The organism is Nostoc sp. TCL26-01 (assembly GCF_013393945.1).
GTDB lineage: Bacteria > Cyanobacteriota > Cyanobacteriia > Cyanobacteriales > Nostocaceae > Trichormus.
In genome coordinates this window covers 4,412,420-4,430,797 of the sequence record NZ_CP040297.1, presented here as the reverse complement: position 1 = coordinate 4,430,797, position 18,378 = coordinate 4,412,420, and the positions used below count along the sequence as shown (strand labels likewise).

Annotated in this window: 14 protein-coding genes; 4 read left to right on the top strand and 10 right to left on the bottom strand. The window is 40.1% G+C overall.

Going from position 1 to position 18,378, the window contains the following annotated elements; translation table 11 throughout:
- Positions 1 to 43: 43 nt before the first annotated feature.
- Positions 44 to 1,633: a mechanosensitive ion channel family protein gene (locus tag FD725_RS19205; RefSeq protein WP_179051595.1), complete on the bottom strand. Its 1,590-nt coding sequence runs from the start codon at positions 1,631 to 1,633 to the stop codon at positions 44 to 46.
- 460 nt (positions 1,634 to 2,093) lie between these two features.
- Here FD725_RS19205 and ahcY point away from each other — a divergent pair, with 460 nt between their 5' ends.
- Complete coding sequence (gene ahcY / locus FD725_RS19200) at positions 2,094 to 3,371, top strand: adenosylhomocysteinase (RefSeq protein ID WP_179049620.1); 1,278 nt, start codon at positions 2,094 to 2,096, stop codon at positions 3,369 to 3,371.
- A 301-nt stretch (positions 3,372 to 3,672) separates the two neighbouring features.
- Here the strand turns inward: ahcY and FD725_RS19195 are convergent, their stop codons facing one another.
- From FD725_RS19195 to FD725_RS19165, 7 genes are all read right to left on the bottom strand, one after another.
- Positions 3,673 to 5,067, bottom strand: coding sequence for a TldD/PmbA family protein (locus FD725_RS19195; protein ID WP_179049619.1), 1,395 nt, complete (start codon positions 5,065 to 5,067; stop codon positions 3,673 to 3,675).
- 118 nt (positions 5,068 to 5,185) lie between these two features.
- Complete coding sequence (locus FD725_RS19190; RefSeq protein WP_179049618.1) at positions 5,186 to 5,986, bottom strand: D-alanyl-D-alanine carboxypeptidase family protein; 801 nt, start codon at positions 5,984 to 5,986, stop codon at positions 5,186 to 5,188.
- A gap of 29 nt (positions 5,987 to 6,015) precedes the next feature.
- Positions 6,016 to 6,699 (bottom strand): uracil-DNA glycosylase family protein, encoded by a 684-nt coding sequence (locus FD725_RS19185; protein WP_179049617.1) that lies wholly within the window; start codon positions 6,697 to 6,699, stop codon positions 6,016 to 6,018.
- 157 nt (positions 6,700 to 6,856) lie between these two features.
- On the bottom strand, positions 6,857 to 7,939 hold the full coding sequence (locus FD725_RS19180) for a tetratricopeptide repeat protein (protein WP_179051594.1): 1,083 nt from the start codon (positions 7,937 to 7,939) through the stop codon (positions 6,857 to 6,859).
- Positions 7,940 to 8,462: 523 nt separating this feature from the next.
- Positions 8,463 to 8,780 (bottom strand): hypothetical protein, encoded by a 318-nt coding sequence (locus FD725_RS19175; protein WP_179049616.1) that lies wholly within the window; start codon positions 8,778 to 8,780, stop codon positions 8,463 to 8,465.
- A gap of 593 nt (positions 8,781 to 9,373) precedes the next feature.
- Positions 9,374 to 11,212, bottom strand: coding sequence for an ATP-binding protein (locus FD725_RS19170; protein WP_179049615.1), 1,839 nt, complete (start codon positions 11,210 to 11,212; stop codon positions 9,374 to 9,376).
- A gap of 17 nt (positions 11,213 to 11,229) precedes the next feature.
- On the bottom strand, positions 11,230 to 12,123 hold the full coding sequence (locus FD725_RS19165) for a phosphate/phosphite/phosphonate ABC transporter substrate-binding protein (protein WP_179049614.1): 894 nt from the start codon (positions 12,121 to 12,123) through the stop codon (positions 11,230 to 11,232).
- Between the two features lie 536 nt (positions 12,124 to 12,659).
- Here FD725_RS19165 and FD725_RS19160 point away from each other — a divergent pair.
- Positions 12,660 to 13,406, top strand: coding sequence for a DUF561 domain-containing protein (locus FD725_RS19160; RefSeq protein WP_179049613.1), 747 nt, complete (start codon positions 12,660 to 12,662; stop codon positions 13,404 to 13,406).
- A gap of 165 nt (positions 13,407 to 13,571) precedes the next feature.
- Here the strand turns inward: FD725_RS19160 and FD725_RS19155 are convergent, their stop codons facing one another.
- Positions 13,572 to 14,720, bottom strand: a complete 1,149-nt coding sequence (locus FD725_RS19155; RefSeq protein WP_179049612.1) for a DegT/DnrJ/EryC1/StrS aminotransferase family protein — start codon at positions 14,718 to 14,720, stop codon at positions 13,572 to 13,574.
- A 499-nt stretch (positions 14,721 to 15,219) separates the two neighbouring features.
- On the opposite strand from FD725_RS19155, the gene fetB reads away from it, so the two are divergent.
- Both fetB and msrA read left to right on the top strand, forming a co-directional pair.
- Complete coding sequence (gene fetB, locus FD725_RS19150) at positions 15,220 to 15,999, top strand: iron export ABC transporter permease subunit FetB (protein ID WP_179049611.1); 780 nt, start codon at positions 15,220 to 15,222, stop codon at positions 15,997 to 15,999.
- A 329-nt stretch (positions 16,000 to 16,328) separates the two neighbouring features.
- A complete protein-coding gene (msrA, locus tag FD725_RS19145; RefSeq protein ID WP_179049610.1) occupies positions 16,329 to 16,982 on the top strand; it encodes a peptide-methionine (S)-S-oxide reductase MsrA in 654 nt (217 codons plus the stop codon).
- A 155-nt stretch (positions 16,983 to 17,137) separates the two neighbouring features.
- On the opposite strand, the gene FD725_RS19140 is transcribed toward msrA, so the two are convergent.
- On the bottom strand, positions 17,138 to 18,328 hold the full coding sequence (locus tag FD725_RS19140) for a serine/threonine-protein kinase (protein WP_179049609.1): 1,191 nt from the start codon (positions 18,326 to 18,328) through the stop codon (positions 17,138 to 17,140).
- Between the last annotated feature and the right edge of the window lie 50 nt (positions 18,329 to 18,378).

Below are 18,378 nucleotides of genomic sequence, written 5' to 3'. Positions count from 1 at the left end.
TGTAACCTGTAGCCTGTAACCTGTAACCTGTAACCTCTAACCTCTATTTACCATTGTCTTCATGGTGTAACAAATGATTTTCGTTGACCCAGATGGCTTGCTGGGGTACGGGGATGCCGATACCTGCTTGGTCGAAGGCGATTTTTAGACGGAGGCGGTATTCTCGTGCTACGTCCCATTGCTTGAGAGGTTGGGTTTTAATCCAGACACGGATAATTAAACCACGATCGCCAAAGTTTTCGATGCCTAAAACCTGGGGTGTTTCGATGATTTGCCATTGCCATAAGGGATCATGATCCATCTGGACAGCTACATCTTTAATTAACTGCAAAGCTTTACTAATATCGGCTTGATAGTCTACTGGTATAGTTAAATCGGCTCTAGACCAACGACTCGAAAGATTGGCAACTATTTTAATTTCGCTGTTGGGAATGGTGATTAACCGTCCTTCAGAATCTCTGACTTGAGTCATCCGCAAGTTGAGATTTTCGACTAAACCGCCAACGTTACCCACAGCAATCACATCACCCAAAGCATATTGGTCTTCTAAGATGATCAAAAAGCCATTGATGGCATCTTTAATTAAGTTTTGCGAAGCCAGCGATACAGCCACACCGACTAAACTAGCACCGGCTAATAAAGGCACAATATCTACACCCAAGGAGATCAGCGCAAATAATATACCAACACCTACACAGGCGCTCGTGGCAATACTTTTAGTCACGCCCGAAAATGTCGAAACTCTTAGCTGTAGACGTTCTGAAGCTTCTGGGGTGAGTAAAGCACCACTGCTGATTAGGGTGGTGGTAAAGCGATCGATGAGTGCATAACTAAAGCGAATAGCGACATAAGTCCCCACGGCAACTACTGCTAACCGTAAGGGAACTTGGGCGGCGGTGAGAATTGCTACTTGTAGCCCCCGTGTGTAAGGAAATAAACCCAAAATGATGAAATTTCCCCCGCCCCAAATTACAGCTTGGGTGAGTTGAAATAGCCGTCTTTTAACTTCTTGGAGATGTCGGTGCTGTTGTTGATTCAGTTGCGTGGTAATCTGTTTTGCTACTGGTGGGGTTTCCGGATCAGATTGTGTAGAGTGCTTGATGACACGACGTTGCCAACGAGTTACACCCCAACTGGTAAGAATCATTGCTAGGGCGATCGCTCCGGCAATTTTACTCTGATCGATGAGAAATTGCGTTTGTCGCTCTCTTTTGGCTCTTTGTAAGTCCTGTTGCAACGACTCGGTGATGCTATTGGCTAGGGTAAACCCATCGCCTTGCCCCAAGCTAGCATCTTGGGGGGTGATAGTCATTAAGTAGCGATCGTTGACGTAAATTACCGGCAATCCATTGAGTGTACGGACTCGTACCTGGGCTTGTTGTGCAGATGATCGGACATAATTTTGGGTAATTTCGTGCAAATTCTGCTCAATATTTTGTATCCGTTGTGGAAGATTAGTTTTCGTAGCTCCGATCTGAAATAAACGGCGACCATCCAAATAAACCCAGCCCGATATAATCCTGTTATCTGATTCGTTACTGATACTACTGGGAACTTGTAGCTGTGGTAAAAACGGCATCTGAGCTGTGGCTTTGGTTAGGGAAACAACAGTTATCGCCATTGAACCCATCATCGCCAAAAATCGCAAATACACTCCAACACCTCCTTAAATAATTCGTAATTCGTAATTCGTAATTAGGATTGACAAACGAGGTTATCTTCCATGATCAACATCAGTAATTGTACCTATCTAAGGTTGAGTTTTTCTCTCCATCCCTCCCCACTCATCACTCCCTCACTCCCTCACTCCCCACTCATCACTCAGCACTCAGCACTCATCACTCCCTCACTCCCTCACTCCCCACTCACCACTCAAGATAGATGACATCATTGGTAATACTTGTACCAAAAATTAAGTTAAAAGAAAAAAGCTGGGGATAGGGTTGATATTATGCTAAAGCTACGTGACGTTAGTTTAGAGAACTATTTACTAGCTCTTGGTTAATTAGCCCCCAAAATCGCTAGTGATGGAATAATCTAGTAGAGTGCGTAAGCATTTACGTAACTTTTGTGAATTTTTTGAGGAATTTTTCATGACCGCAACTTCTCCCCGATTAAAGCACGAGGTTAAAGACCTCGCCCTCGCTCCCTTGGGAAGACAGCGCATTGAATGGGCTGGACGGGAAATGCCAGTATTACGGCAAATCCGCGATCGCTTTGCCCAAGAAAAACCCTTTGCGGGGCTTCGCCTTGTAGCTTGCGCCCACGTGACGACAGAAACAGCACACTTAGCGATCGCTCTGAAAGCTGGTGGTGCAGACGCGCTGTTAATTGCGAGTAATCCTTTATCAACTCAAGATGACGTAGCAGCTAGTCTCGTCCTTGATCATGAAATTCCGGTGTTTGCCCAAAAAGGTGAAGATAACGAAACCTACAATCGTCACGTGCAAATTGCGCTAGATCATCGCCCCAACATTATCATTGATGATGGTAGCGACGTGGTGGCAACGCTGATTCAAGAACGTCAAAATCAGATTGCGGATTTAATTGGGACTACGGAAGAAACCACAACGGGAATTGTCCGACTCAAGGCTATGTTTAGAGATGGCGTTCTCACTTTCCCCGCCATCAATGTGAATGATGCTGACACCAAGCACTTCTTTGATAACCGCTACGGTACAGGACAATCAACTCTCGACGGGATTATCCGGGCGACAAATATTCTCCTTGCTGGTAAAACTGTGGTTGTTGTCGGTTACGGCTGGTGTGGTAAAGGTACAGCTTTGCGCGCCCGTGGGATGGGTGCTAATGTAATTGTCACCGAAATTGACCACATCAAAGCGATTGAAGCGGTGATGGATGGCTTCCGTGTCCTACCAATGGCGGAAGCTGCATCTCAAGGTGATTTGTTCGTGACTGTGACTGGTAACAAGCACGTCATTCGTGGTGAACATTTTGATACCATGAAAGATGGTGCGATCGTTTGTAACTCTGGTCACTTTGATATTGAACTTGACCTGAAATACTTGGCTAGTCAAGCTAAAGAAGTCAAGCAAGTACGCCCCTTCACTGAAGAATATAAACTCAACAACGGTAAATCCGTGATTGTGTTGGGTGAAGGACGCTTAATTAACCTCGCTGCGGCGGAAGGACACCCTAGTGCGGTGATGGATATGAGCTTCGCCAATCAGGCTTTAGCTGTGGAATACCTAGTCAAGAACAAAGGTAAATTAGCGGCTGGTTTACATTCAGTTCCCACGGAAGTTGATCAAGAAATCGCTCGCTTAAAGTTACAAGCATTGGGTATCACCATTGATAGTTTGACACCAGACCAAATTGAGTACATCAATTCCTGGACTAGTGGAACCTAAATTCAGGTTGAAAACTCAAATGTAGAATTGTGGGATAGGCGATCGCTTATCCCTTTTTAACAGTGAACAGTTATCAGTCAAGATAATTGGGTTTAAGTCCCCCACTTTAACAGTGAACAGTTATCAGTCAAGATAATTGAATCAGCGTTAACTGATAACTGAATTGTCTTTAATTTTGAATTTTGTTAGCGCAGCGTTAGCGAGTCCGCGATAGCGCAGCGTTAGCGACGCAGGAGCGTCGCGTCATTTTGAATTTTGAATTGGAGCGTTCGCGTAGCGTCTCGTAGAGAAGCGACTTGACCTATATCTCTCCTCCAACAACCACATCCCGAATTCGCAGACTGGGGCCACCACAACCTACAGGTAGACCATTTTGTCCACCTTTCCCACAGCCACCGGATTCATCCCAATAAAAATCATTCCCAATGGCTTCGATATCTGCAAGAGTTTGAAACACATTCCCCGAAAGCGTCACATCTTTTACAGGTTCGGCAATTTTGCCGTTTCTAATCATCCAGGCTTCCCCAGCACTAAAGGTAAACATTTCTCCATTTGTCATGCCACCTAACCAATTACGAGCGTAAACTCCTTCTTTAATACCCGTGAATAAATCGCCTACTGGTGTTGTACCCCTAGCAATCCAGGTATTAGTCATCCTGACAATTGGTGTGAAGTGATAATTCAGACAACGCGCATTACCTGTGGGTGTTTCTTCTAACTTGCCTGCGGTTTCCCGTGAATGTAAGCGTCCGACCAAAATACCATCTTTAATGAGTTGAGTAGTTGTAGCTGGTGTGCCTTCATCATCATAAAGATAGCTACCTCGATGTCCAGTTGGGGCTGCACCATCAAAAATTTGTAACTCTTCTGGGCCAAATCGCCTACCAATAGTCATCACTTCTAGTAAATCTGGGTTTTCGTAAGCCATATCAGCCTCGGAAAGATGACCAAAAGCTTCATGGACAAACAAACCAGTTAAAATTGGGTCAATGACGACTGTGTAAATATTACCTTTGACTGATGGTAAAGATAAGGCTGCAACAGCTCTTTGTGCTGCACTTTCAACTTGAGTATCTAAATTAACTAAGTCTTCGTAGGCTTTACGAGAACCTGTGGTTTCCCTACCCGTTTGTACAGTTTCACCATCCCTGGCTGTAGCGGCAAAGCGCATTTCCATATCTACCCAAGATTGCTCAATCAGAGTCCCTTCGGAGGTAGCAATAATCACTTTCTGGGCGCTGTCGCTGTAACGAACTGAGGTAGTAGTAATGCGATTGTCAATGCTTTTCAACACTTCAGTATAGCGATCGCACAACTGTTTTTTTTGCCATAAAGGTACATGGCGCGGATCTGTACCTGTTAAAGGTAAACTGCATAATGCTTGTACGGGATCAATCGGGGCAAGTATTGTCTCCTCATCACCAACCATGCGGGCGGCGGCAACGGCTTCTTCAATCCGTTCTTTAATTGTGGCTAATTGGTTAAAGCAACTCAACCCCCAACCACCCTTATAACAAGCGCGCACGTGTCCCCCAATGGAGATACCTTCGCTGAGGGTTTCTACCTTGTCGCCACGCAACAAGATATCAGTTCCTTCTGCTTCCTCTAAGCGAATCATCAAATAATCTACCCGTGATGAGTAACGGGTGATGAAGTCAGAAAGTAAATTTTGTACGTCAGCCAGTGTAGTAGGCATTTGTAGGTAGTTACCACAACGAACTGTATTTATTTTGCAATTTTTTGGGTAATCTCTGCTACTGCTTTTGAGATAATGTGGAAAAAGTTTAAAACAGTTAACTGATAACTGTTAACTGTTAAATTGGTGTCACCCAATAGGTAATGCCTCTGACAATTTTATTTTTTAACCCCAAGTTTTGTAAATTCGCTTCACTGACACCCAGATAAGTCCAGTGGGGGACATCATTTTCTACCGTTTGAAACCAACCATTTTCATAGAGTGCTTGCCTTTGTTGAGAATTAGAAACTCGTAAGTCAATTGCTAATCCCCACAGGTGTTGTGAGGCTCCAGGAGGCGCGACTACTCCCAGTATTGCTGTTTCTTTTCCTTGCCTGACCTTATCTAAGGTATATCTATTAGCATATTTTTGCCAAAATCTTAAATTTGTTGCAAAATTGCGTGTACAATCACTAGCACCATAGCCAGATTTTAAGGGGATATTCTGTAAAGAACGGGCTTTATTTAAAGCTGTTGCTGCTGATTTTTGTAAATAACAATTATTGGTGTTATTTACTTTATCCATGATTAAAGTAGTTTGAAATCCTTGGGTTTCCTGTTCATTGTTAAACAGAACTGTAGTGGGAAATTTGACTGTAGGATCTTGATCTACAAAAGCAGCACCGTAAGCACGCAGTAAAATATATTCGTAAGTTCCTGGCTGAGGAATTGTGGTTAAATTTTTAGCGATCGCTGATAAAAATCGTTCTTGTTCAGTTTGGGGAATAGTCGAATTTGGCTGAATTGGTGCAGTATAAAAATGATAACAAGATGTAGAGTCAGCAATTGTACACTCAGGGAATTGTTGAGTATTAGTAACTAGTTGAGAATGATGCAGCTGATTACTTGCAACTAATGCAAAAACTATGAATGCAGTCATAGCCAGAAACCATATCTTTCTCAGCTTTTTCAATTGCTTTCCCGGATTTCATTGTATTTAGCTCGGACTTCTTGTATATCTTGCCACATCAACCACTTGGGACTCCCTTGTTCTTTGGAAGGGTTACGCAATAAATACGAAGGGTGGAAAATCGGCATACACAAACGTCCTTCCCACTCTAACCACTGTCCACGAATTTTGGTAATACCTCGTTTGTCACCAGTCAAACCTTTCACAGCTGTTGCACCAGTTAACAAAATTATCTTGGGATTAACCAGGCGAATTTGTTCTAACAGGTAAGGTTTGCAAGCTGCTATTTCTTCGGGCGTTGGGACTCGGTTTTCAGGTGGACGACATTTATTGATATTACAAATGTAAACATCATTGTCAGTACTGAGATTGACAGAAGCCAGGATTTTCTCTAGTAATTGTCCAGATTTACCGACAAAGGGTAAGCCTGTTTCGTCTTCGTTTTGTCCTGGTGCTTCTCCCACAACCATAATAGCTGCTTGGAGATTTCCCCGTCCGACAACTGCATGAGTCCTGGTGTTACCTAATCCGCAGCGTTGACACTGATTGCAGTGGTGTGTCAACTCGGTCATACTTGTATATGTTCCAGGTGGAACTGGAATTTTGGCATTTGTGGGAATCAGCTCTTGTTGATCCAGGTTTGGTTGTTCGTTAAAGAGGCTGAGTTGGATTTCGCTACTCATGAAAATTCAGATAATTTGGTTTGGTGACAGTGAATCTGCCTGAGTGCAATTAGTTATGACTTTTGTCAGGTATGTATTGCCGACAAATACTGTTACTCAACACTTGTATTGACTAGATTCTTATTCTATCAGTGAATTTCCAGGATGATACAGTTACTTAGATATCTGTAGAGATGCCTTTTTGATATTGCATAGCTTTAGCGTAATCACCGAGGGCATAACAGGCAATTTTGAGACTAGCGAGTGCTTGTTCTTCCATGCGGCAATTTTTGAGACTTACAGCTAATAATAAGCGTGCTTCATAGTATGTAATTGCTCTTTTATAATCTCCCAAGGCTTCGCAAGTAACTCCTAGACTAGCGAGGGACTGTTCTTCAGCACGCTGATCTTTAAGTTCTTGGGAGAGTTGTAAACGTTTCTCATAGTATTTTATAGCTTTGGTGTAATCACCTATGGCGTAGCAAGCATTGCCCAAATTTTTTAGTACCTGAACAGCACTACGAGGATTTTTGAGAGAGAGGGCTATTTTTACACACTTCTCATAGTAAGCGATCGCCTTGGGGTAGTTATCCAAAGCATACCAAGTATTCCCCAAGTTTTTCATGACTTGTTCTATACCCCAATTATCTTTGAGTTCTTGGACAATTTTGAGGCTATGTTCTTGATATGCAATTGCTTGTGTCAAATTTCCTGATGCTTTATAAACCAATCCCAAATTATTTAAAGCTGCAACCTGACTCCGTTTATCTTGTAACTGTTGGGTTAATTGTAAACATTCTTTTAAAAATTCAGTTGCCTTGTTATGCTCATTCAGGTGACGGTAAGCATTCCCCAGATGAGATAGTACTTGCATTCGGACTGATGAATCTGAGATAGGCCCTAAAGATAAACACTGTTGAGAGTAAACAATAGCATTTCTATAATCTCCAGATGAATAAGCTATTAATGCTAAAAAAGCTAGTATCTGTTCTTGTTGCTGTATGTCCCCAGCCAATTCAAACATTGCTAGAGATTTTTGCAGTGACTCTACTGCTGCTATTAAATCTCCAGATTGTTGTTGTTGTACTCCTGTTCGTAATAATTGATATGCCTCTGAGAGATTTTTATCTTCCTCTTGTTCTAGCGGCAAATCTTGGTCAAATTCATGGGTAATGGTATTGCGCTTTACTTGTTTTAAGTATTTTGCAACTTGTACCGGAACTGTATTTTTGATAATGTTGTTCCGTTCACCTGGGGACATTTGACAAATTCCTGTTAACTGGCATGACATATCTAGTATTCCCAAAAATCTCATACTTCTTTCATGCAGATATAGGAACCCTCCATTTCTCACAAATCGGTAGGGGCGGGTTTACAGATATGCTTCAATCATTCACGAATATCTCATGAACACGCCCCTACAGACTCTAGGCTTCGGTTTTATAAATTTCGTGAGAAATTTGGGGTAAGAAGTGCCTTGACTGGTACTGATTTTTTTCAATCATCAAATACTAATCCTATACACATAAATTATGTAGAGACGTTGCAATGCAACGTCTCTAACAAAAATTGCATGGGATTCGTATATATATTGCCACAGAGCAGGTTGAGCAAGTGTGTTAGCAAAAGGAAATTTACCGATAACTTATATATACTCAGCAATTAATTTATCTGGATAAAATATTAGATTTATTTACAATAGCTTTAAAGCTCAGGTGATGATTTTACTTTTTTATAAAATATGAGATAACTATGAAAAATTACATAAAGAATATCAGTTTAACTCATCTATTCATGGGTCTTCTTGTATTCCAAACTTGTTCAAACTCTGCTTGCGTGATACCAAATTCTCGTAAATCTTCTTGTTCTAGTCGTTTATCACATAACATTCCATAATTATCTGCAAAATGGCTACCATCATAAAACAAGACATTACCGTTTGCGTAGACTTCTATTTGTCTTGTCACATATAAATCATGACCTACTTCCACTATCTCCATAAAGTAGGTGCTAGTACCCCAGGTATCATACTCTCCACCAAGGGTTTCATCCCAAAACCATTTACAGTATTTTTTTCCCTTATCCTTAGTTGATGAAGACATAATTTCTTTATTCCTATGAAGGACTATTGCTTTTAGTCTAATCTACAAGAATGTGTCTGAGACGTATCGAAACTAGTATATCGGATATAACTGAAGTTTTTGAGATCCATATTGGCGGCGCTGCGCTAAATCCAACCTACACCTAATGAACTATCTTAGCGTTGCCACGCCATTAGAGGACGTTTGAAAAGTCTGTTTCTTTGTCATGTTGAATGCAGCGTAGCGGAATGAAACATCTCGTTATGTGCCACAAAACCTAGATTCTTCCTGACGCGGAGCGTAAGGAAGAATGACATTTTTATACCTACTGAAACTTTTCCAACACCCTCTTAGGATGTGTTATGCCTAAAGCACCTTAAATTGTTGAGATTGCATTAAGCTACGTAACAACACACTCTAAATTAGAATTTCCTAACATACTTTAAATATAATAGCATCGACTTATACTAATTCGTAATTCGTAATACCCTATGGGTACTCCAAAGGAGAACTCGGAGAGTAGGCTTGCGCCTACGTAATTAATAAATCCTGATTATGTGTGGCTTTCCGGGTTTTAATCTGTTGCCAAAGTTTAGAAAAGTAGTATTACTGATTTAATTTATCTGTGTTTTTATAGGTAAAATTATCACAAATTCCGTACCTTCATTTAACTGAGAAATTACTTCTATTTTACCTTGATGTTTTTCAATTATTCGATAGCAGATACTCAATCCTAGCCCTGTTCCTTTACCGACTGGCTTAGTTGTAAAAAAAGGATCAAATAACTTTTTCTTAATTTCTGGTGGAATGCCATAACCATTATCTTTGATTTTTACTTGGATACAAGTATTATCTAGCAAAGAGGTTGATATCAATATTGTTTTGCTGATTTTATTATTGTCGTCCAATAGTGCATCGATCGCATTATTAATGATATTCATAAATACTTGATTAAGTTGTGCCGGATAGCATTCAACCAAAGGTAGTTGACCATATTCTTTAATTACATCTATGCCCAGCTTAATTCTGTGATTGAGAATTAAAAGTGTATTGTCAATTCCTTCATGAATATCTACTTCTTTAATGTCAGCTTCATCAAGGCGAGAAAAGTTGCGTAAAGATAAAACAATTTCGCGGATACGTTCAGAACCCATTTTCATGGATGATAATAAATTGAGTAAATCTTTACTAATAAACTCTAGGTCAATTTCTGCTACTGTTTCTGTAATAATACAGTGAGGATCAGGGTATTCTTGTTGGTATAAGTTGACTAAATGTAGTAAATCTTGAATATAGTTATCAGCACATTCAATGTTGCCATAGATAAAATTCACAGGATTATTAATTTCGTGGGCTATACCTGCTACCATCTGACCAAGAGAAGACATTTTTTCACTTTGAATAAGTTGTCCTTGCATTTCTTGCAATTCTTGTAAGGTTTTTTGCAGTTCTTTTGTACGCTCTTCTACTCGTTGTTCTAGTGTTTGATGTGCTTGTTTGAGTTCTTGAGTACGTTCTTCTACTCGTTGTTCTAATGTTTGATGAGATAGTTTTAATTCTTGAGTATAATCATCTGCCCATTTGACTAATTGATTGAGAGAGTTTGCTAGAGTTCCTACTTCATCATTACTGATGACATCAACTCTCATTTGAAAATTTGCTTCTTGCGTGATTTGTTGGGCGATGTTAGTGACTACTTGTAAAGGACGGGCAATTAATTTACTAGTTATGAGTGCCAGTAATGCTGCGATCGCTGTTGATAAAAGCATTCCTATGCCAATAAGTTTTAATCGCAAAATTCGAGCATTATTAAATTTAGTATATGCTTGATTTTTTTGGATTTCTGCGTGTCCTATAATCCGAATCAGTTCATCGGAAAGTTGTTCAAATTTGATATCAATATCAATACTTTTTTGCTGCTTAAGTACAACCAATAGTTGATTGAGAGGTAAATTATTTGAGGCAATTCTTGACCAAAGTATTTTAATATTTTGATTGTATAAGTTTGTATTGTCACGATATTTTTTTAAAAGTTGATTATATTCTTGATAGTTTAATGCTAAATCATTAGGGTAAGATTTTACAAAAATTTCTATGTCTGAAAGACGTGTATTTATTTGCTCAATTTCTTCTGTAAACTTATCTTTTTCAAACTCCAACCAGATAGAGTCATCTAATACAGGCACTAATCTTTGTGGATGCAGTCTAGCCCTAGATACTGCATTTTCTAAATCTTTTAAAAGATATTGTTGTTGATAAGATAAATTTAACTGTTTATAAGCTTTTATTTCATAATAATAGGCAATTAATAATCCACTGGCAGTACCTATTAAAGCAGTACCAAGAGCAATGGTATAGCCAAAATATATTTTTCTAGCAATACTCCAGTTACGGCTGAAATGGCTAAGATGAAAAATTACATTTTTAAATTTACTTGGACTAAAGCCTATCATTCATTTAACATTATTAACTATGAGAGAAAATTGCCTTGTCCAATTTTTTGATAGACTTCACGAATCATATTGTAGTCAGCATCTTGAGCTACCACTAATTCTGAGTCTTTATACTTTTGATTAGCTTTGGCGGTGAGCATACTTTGAATGAGTTTATCTTGATTTTTAATCATCTGCGATCGCATACTTTCTATAAAGTCAGATGCTAGCTGATTACTAGCTACAAATACATCACCGGGAAGCAGGGGACTTTTGAAGATGATAGTAAAATCTTTTGCCGATAAACCTTCAGCATCTAAAATATTCTGGTATCTATCAGATGCAGTTGCCCAAACATCTACCTCACCTTTTTTTAAAGCTTGAACTCCTTTATCATCTAAAAAAACAGTTTTTACATCATTTTTAGGATCTAATCCAGCATCTATTAGCAGCTTTGTCGGCGCTAGATGACCAGAAGTAGAACCGATTTTTCGCATAGCGATGGTTTTACCTTTTAATTGTGCTAGTGATTTGATATTGCTATCTGCACGAACTACAAAGATAGAATGGTAGTTTTTGCGCTTGACACCAATAATCGGAATAGCTTTTGCTCTAGCATTTAAAATCAGGTATTCTGATGGCCCTGCAAAAACAATATCTACTTTATTTGCTAATAAAGCTGGTGCTGCGGCAGTAGGATTTTCTACAGGAAAAAGTTCTATATTGATGCCTAAAACTTCTGCTAATGTATTACTAAAAGCTCCATAATCTCTTTTTAATTTATCAATGCCACTCACATCTGTAACTGTAAATCTAAGATTTTTGAGTGCGATGATTGTTGATGCGTTTGTACTATTGTTACTAGAATTAATCTTTGCTGTACAACCGCTAATAAATAAAACTACATATTTTAAAAAATTACGTCTTCGCATATTTTGAAATTACTAATCTTAAATAATTATGCCTATGTTCATAGACGTAAATTTAATCTATATGCAAACTTTTCTACCTCTGTAAGACTACGGAAGTTATATATAGAAAATATCAAAATATTTATATTTAAAAACGTATATTTTTGGGTTAAGAAAATATTAATACCTATTTATTCATATAAATGCTCTAAATTATGTCTCTGGTAATTAAGATTGAATTTAAAATCAAGTTATTACGCAGTTAGAGAAATACGATTTAATTCTGGAACTTATTGATGTAGACAAGCAAAAGTAAACAGTAATGGAATTCCAGAAGATTAAACCAGTAAACAGTTATCTTGACTGATAACTGTTTACTGATAACTGTTCACTGTTAAAAGGTACTGCTTTTTTACTTCTAAGCACAGGCTATACTCACAAAAACTAAATACTCGTTATATATTCATATTTAAACTTAATCTAAGTTTATAAAAATTATGTATGCCTAAAATGGCTGTAAAATAAACCTAATTATTCGTAGCTTCAACAGATTAATTATGGCAATGTACTCCACACTGCAACGTGCATTTACTGACCGCCGTGTACTAAAAGTAATTAGCGGTTTAAATAACTTTAACGCCGATCGCATCGCCGCCATTGTTAAAGCTGCTGAACTAGGTGGTGCAACTTTTGTGGATATTGCAGCCGATCCGGCATTAGTTCAACTAGCCAAAAAGTTGATCAGTCTACCAGTTTGTGTATCAGCAGTAGAACCAGAAAAATTTGTTTTAGCAGTAGCAGCTGGTGCAGATTTGATCGAAATCGGCAACTTTGATACTTTTTATGCTCAAGGACGCATATTTGCCGCAGCAGAAGTGCTGGAACTAACTCATCAAACCCGTGCGCTTTTACCAGAAATCACTCTATCTGTAACTGTTCCCCATATCCTCGAACTAGATCAACAGGTACAGCTAGCGGAAGAACTAGTCAAAGCGGGAGCAGATATTATTCAGACAGAGGGTGGTACTAGTAGCCAGCCTACTCACCCTGGAACTTTGGGATTAATCGAAAAAGCTGCTCCTACCCTAGCCGCAGCCTATGAAATTTCTCGTGCTGTATCAGTACCCGTGTTGTGTGCTTCTGGTATTTCTAGTGTAACTGCACCACTGGCGATCGCATCTGGTGCAGCCGGTATTGGTGTCGGTTCTGCTATCAACCAACTCAATAGCGAAGTGGCAATGATTGCAGCTGTGCGCGGCTTAGTGGAAGCATTGGGGAATAATAGAGTAGTCAGTGCTGAGTAGTGAGTGTTGAGTGAGGGAGTTGTGAGTGAAACAGTAGAGACGTTGCAATGCAACGTCTCTACATAATTTATGTGTATCATGATGTGTATCATGATTAACGTGAAATGGTATGAGTGCTGAGTAGAAGTCGGAAGTCGAATGACTAATGACTAATGACTACTCCCTTCATAAAACACTATCCTTGAGTGCATAAATCACTTGATCTTGCTGTTGGGTTGTTAGTTCAGGGAACATGGGTAAAGATAAAACCTCATTACCGGCTTGTTCTGCAACTGGTAGTTGTCCTGGCTGATAACCCAAATGTTGATACACTGGCTGCAAGTGTAAAGGGTAAGGATAGTAAACCATTGAACCTACTTGCTTTGCTTGTAAGCTATTGCGTATCTCCTCTCTGTATGCAGCACTAGTGCCATTACGTCCTTCTGTTAAGACGCGAATAGTGTATTGGTTCCAAACGCTAGTGCTACCAGCTAATTCTTGAGGGGGGATGATCCCAGGAATTTGACTGAGAAAGCGTTGGTAGTAAGATGCGATCGCTTGTCTTTGCTGATTCCAAGTATCGAGATAACGCAGTTTAATCAGCAAAATTGCCGCTTGGATGGCATCTAGACGACTGTTAACACCGATTTTTTCGTACTGATAACGATGTTTTTGTCCATGTTCTTTAAGAATTCTTACTTTAGCAGCAATTGCTGGATCATTTGTGGTAATAGCACCACCATCACCACAAGCGCCTAAATTCTTGGTGGGGTAGAAGCTAAAACAACCGATATGGCCAATGCTGCCGACTTTTTGTGTTCCCCACTTGGCTCCTGTAGACTGAGCGCAGTCTTCGATCACTGCTAAATTATGATTTTGAGCGATCGCCATCAGCGCCGTCATATCCACAGGCTGTCCAAATAAATGCACAGGGATAATAGCTTTAGTTTGGGGTGTAATCGCCGCCGCTACTTGCTGTAAATCAATATTAAAAGTTGTAGCATCGATATCAACAAATACAGGCTTTGCACCCACAGCACTGATTACTTCTGCCGTTGCTACAAAAGTGAAAGGTGTAGTAATTACTTCATCACCTGCGCCAATTTCTAAAGCGCGGAGTGCTAAAAATAACGCATCTGTACCAGAATTACAAGCTACACAATTACTCACACCATGATATGCGGCAAACTGCTGCTCAAAACTCTCTACTGGTAAACCACCAATATAACGGCCAGAAGCCAATATTTCTAAAACGGCTGTACTTACTTCTGCTTCTATGGAAGCATATTGCTGTTTAATATCAAAGGCAGGAATAGGATTTATGCTTTGAATCATGAGTTCTGATTTTATCTGAAGATACAAAGAATACACGTGGACTGTCAATTTTGGCTGATTGAATTGTGTTCAAAGAAGCTAGAAAAGACTGCCGTTCCAGATACGCATTCTACAAGGGTTTTTACTGAAATTATTTTATGGCTAGAAGGCTACTTTATTGATAACTTGTCGTGTCTGTTCTACAACTGGCCACTAAGGGATTGGGGAACTCGGGGCCCCCTCTGGGGATAAGGGGTAATGCAGGGTGGTTTCATACAAACAGAGAAAAAACAAAACTTTGTTTCAAAGCCTCTCCCCCCGTGGGGGAGAGGTTTGGAGAGGGGTCAAAACTTCTGCTACAAAGCGACAAATCAAGATGTATGTATTTTTCTTTTTTCGTATGAAACCACCCTGCTCTGGGGATAAGGGGTAATGGGGATTGGGGATACAAACCTGTAACCTATAACCTGTAACCCATAACCTGTAACCTGTAACCTGTAACCTGTTCTCTCTAGTCTCTATGCAAGATTTAATTAAGTTGGATTTAGTTGATTTAGCCATTGCAGTAGGATTAATGGCGATCGCTGTTGGTGTGTCTGCTTGGGAAAAACTAGGACTAGAGTTAAACTTAGCGATCGCCACTGGAAAAACTATCTTGCAATTACTAGTGTTGGGTTATGTTTTAGACTTCATCTTTGCTGTAGATCATCCTTTGGCAGTTTTAGCAATTTTGGCTCTAATGCTAACGATTACGGCGATTGTCGCACGAAATCGCATCAGTCAAAAAATTCCTCGTGTATTGCCTTTGGTATGGGGAGCAATTTTCATCAGTACCGCCGTGACAGTGTTTTATACAAATTTATTGATTATTCAACCTGACAAATGGTACGAACCGCGCTATATTATCCCCTTAGCAGGAATGGTGTTAGGTAATGCCATGAATGCAGCTGCGATCGCAGGTGAACGTCTAGTCAACGCCATTAAAACCTTTCCCATAGAAATCGAAACTCACCTAAGTTTAGGCGCAACCCCAGCACAAGCCATCAGCCAATACCGCAAAGAAGCCATCAGATCCGCATTGCTACCCACTCTCAATCAGATGATGCTTGTAGGGATGGTAGCCATACCAGGAATTACCACCGGACAGTTACTAGCAGGTATCACACCCCTCGATGCCATCTCCTACGAAATTGTGATTATTTTTATGGTTGCCCTTGCCAACTTACTAACAACAGTTTTAGTGACCAAAGGCTTGTCCCGTCAGTTTTTTACCCCCGCCGCACAGTTAAGTGCTGAGTGATGAGTGCTGTTAGCGGTAGCGGGGCGATGAGCAGCGTGCTGAGTGGGGAGTGAGGGAGTGGGGGACAAGGGGACAAGGGGACAAGGGGAAAGTAAATTAATTACTATTAACCAATGACTATTGCCTATTGCCTATTGCCTATTGCCTATTACCTATTGCCTATTACCTATTGCCTATTGCCTATTGCCTATTGCCTATTGCCTATTGCCTATTGCCTATTGCCTATTGACTATTGACTATTGCCTATTGCCTATTGCCTATTAACTTGCCACAACACCTAAAATATTCAGTAGATTAAAAATGTTTGTAAAAACTCAGAGTCAAAATCAATGGCACTATTCGGATTTGGCAAAAAGCTAGAAATGCCCACAGCTGAGAAAGCCTTACCAGGAAGGGCAGTATCCATGCCTGTACCTGCTCATCATTATGTCAACAACAATCCCCTTAAACCACCTTTTCCGGAAGGATTTGAGCAGGCGTTATTTGGTTTGGGATGTTTTTGGGGTGCAGAACGCAAGTTTTGGCAACAACCAGGAGTTTATACAACTGCTGTAGGTTATGCGGCTGGCTTGACACCCAACCCCACCTATGAAGAAGTATGTAGTGGTTTGACAGGTCACAATGAAGTAGTGTTAGTTGTATTTGATCCCAAAGTAATTGGTTACACCCAATTACTCAAAGTCTTTTGGGAAAGTCACAACCCCACTCAAGGAATGCGTCAAGGTAATGACGTAGGTACGCAATATCGTTCCGGAATTTATGTTTATTCTGAAGACCAAAAACAGGCAGCAGAAACTTCTAAAGATGCCTATCAGCCAGCTCTCAGCAGTGCTGGATATGGGCAGATTACCACAGAAATAATTGCTGCACCTGAGTTTTACTATGCAGAAGCCTATCATCAGCAGTATTTAGCTAAAAACCCTGGTGGATACTGCGGTTTAGGTGGCACAAATGTAGCTTGTCCTGTGGGTGTAGGGGTGTGAACAGTTATCAGTTATCAGTTATCAGTTATCAGTCAACGTTTATTAACTGGTAACTGTTAACTGATTTGGTAAGAGTGTAGGGGTGTAAAAAAGAAAATTTTACTCCTTACTCCTTACTCAGCACTCAGCACTCCCTACTCATACTTTTTGGGTTGTTAAAAAATAGATTTGACTAGAGCGATCGCACCCACCCACAGCATAATACTAACGGGTGCGCCAATTAAAACACCAGCGATCGCCCAGCCTCTTTGATGTGCTCTGAATTGTTCAATACTCCGCCATTGTCTACTTTTCCAAGCCCATTCATTACCTTTTGCACCCAAAGCAATTGTGGCTATCCAACCAATTTGGGGGATAAAACAAAACAATCCCACCCAAACCTGATTAGTCCATAACCATACCCAAGGCAGTAAGAATGCGCCCCAGTTCCACCCCAGAATTTCTTCTGGAGCTTGTTCTGTGGGATGATTAATACCACAACCAGAGTTATTGATAAATTTTTTCGTAGGTACTAGTTGATTTTTAGTTGTCGATTTGACTAAACCAGATTTCAACGTATCCAAAGCTTGACGAGCATCTGTAAAACGTTGTTCTGGTGCTGGTTCAATCAGCTTTTGCAACCATCTGACAAAACCTGGACTCAAATTAACTAAATCAGTAAATTGTAGTCGTAAATTTTGCTGGGGTAATTCCGCAGGCGCAACACCAGTCAATAAATGAATTAAAGTTGCCCCCAGTCCATATAAATCTGATGCGGGAACTGCCCTACCACCATATTGTTCCATTGGTGCATAACCGTAAGTACCCACCACAGTAAAAGTCACCCCTTCTTTGGCAGCTTTATCTTGCACAGCCCCAAAATCTACGAGATAAATATGTTTATCCTCACCCCAAATTAAATTACTCGGTTTAATATCTCGATGTAACACACCTGGATTCAATTCATGTAAATATGTGAGAATTTTTAATATCTCAGCTGCGATTTTCTTAGCTTGCTTTTCGGTGTATCTTTTACCAGTATCAAGTTTTTCTTTGAGTGATTCCCCAGGAATATATTCTTGGACTAAACCAAACCAGAGTGTCCGGTCATCAATACAAAAGTAGTCGATATATCGAGGAATACGCGGATGATTCAGCTGTTTGAGAATCTGAACCTCTCGCTCAAATAGTTTCAAGTCATCCCATTGTACACCACCACCAAAGGCCAGCAGCTTAACCACAACCTGCGAATTTTCCGCATTAGTAGCCTGCAAATCCTGAGCAAGCCAAGTTTGCCGAATGCCATTATGACCCAATTGACGTTGAATTTGATAACGCTCATGCAATATCTGTTCTACTTGCAGCATCTGACACCTGCTGACAATTTACGTAAAAGTGATTCCCTTACTATTCCAGG

What these genes read in the sequence shown, in the direction of transcription:
- FD725_RS19140 (WP_179049609.1), bottom strand. Translation starts at nt 18,328, where the DNA reads ATGCTGCAAGTAGAACAGATATTGCATGAGCGTTATCAAATTCAACGT.
- FD725_RS19155 (WP_179049612.1), bottom strand. Translation starts at nt 14,720, where the DNA reads ATGATTCAAAGCATAAATCCTATTCCTGCCTTTGATATTAAACAGCAA.
- FD725_RS19175 (WP_179049616.1), bottom strand. Translation starts at nt 8,780, where the DNA reads ATGTCTTCATCAACTAAGGATAAGGGAAAAAAATACTGTAAATGGTTT.
- FD725_RS19165 (WP_179049614.1), bottom strand. Translation starts at nt 12,123, where the DNA reads ATGCGAAGACGTAATTTTTTAAAATATGTAGTTTTATTTATTAGCGGT.
- FD725_RS19170 (WP_179049615.1), bottom strand. Translation starts at nt 11,212, where the DNA reads ATGATAGGCTTTAGTCCAAGTAAATTTAAAAATGTAATTTTTCATCTT.
- FD725_RS19190 (WP_179049618.1), bottom strand. Translation starts at nt 5,986, where the DNA reads ATGACTGCATTCATAGTTTTTGCATTAGTTGCAAGTAATCAGCTGCAT.
- ahcY (WP_179049620.1), top strand. Translation starts at nt 2,094, where the DNA reads ATGACCGCAACTTCTCCCCGATTAAAGCACGAGGTTAAAGACCTCGCC.
- FD725_RS19185 (WP_179049617.1), bottom strand. Translation starts at nt 6,699, where the DNA reads ATGAGTAGCGAAATCCAACTCAGCCTCTTTAACGAACAACCAAACCTG.
- FD725_RS19160 (WP_179049613.1), top strand. Translation starts at nt 12,660, where the DNA reads ATGGCAATGTACTCCACACTGCAACGTGCATTTACTGACCGCCGTGTA.
- FD725_RS19195 (WP_179049619.1), bottom strand. Translation starts at nt 5,067, where the DNA reads ATGCCTACTACACTGGCTGACGTACAAAATTTACTTTCTGACTTCATC.
- fetB (WP_179049611.1), top strand. Translation starts at nt 15,220, where the DNA reads ATGCAAGATTTAATTAAGTTGGATTTAGTTGATTTAGCCATTGCAGTA.
- FD725_RS19180 (WP_179051594.1), bottom strand. Translation starts at nt 7,939, where the DNA reads ATGTCCCCAGGTGAACGGAACAACATTATCAAAAATACAGTTCCGGTA.
- msrA (WP_179049610.1), top strand. Translation starts at nt 16,329, where the DNA reads ATGGCACTATTCGGATTTGGCAAAAAGCTAGAAATGCCCACAGCTGAG.
- FD725_RS19205 (WP_179051595.1), bottom strand. Translation starts at nt 1,633, where the DNA reads ATGATGGGTTCAATGGCGATAACTGTTGTTTCCCTAACCAAAGCCACA.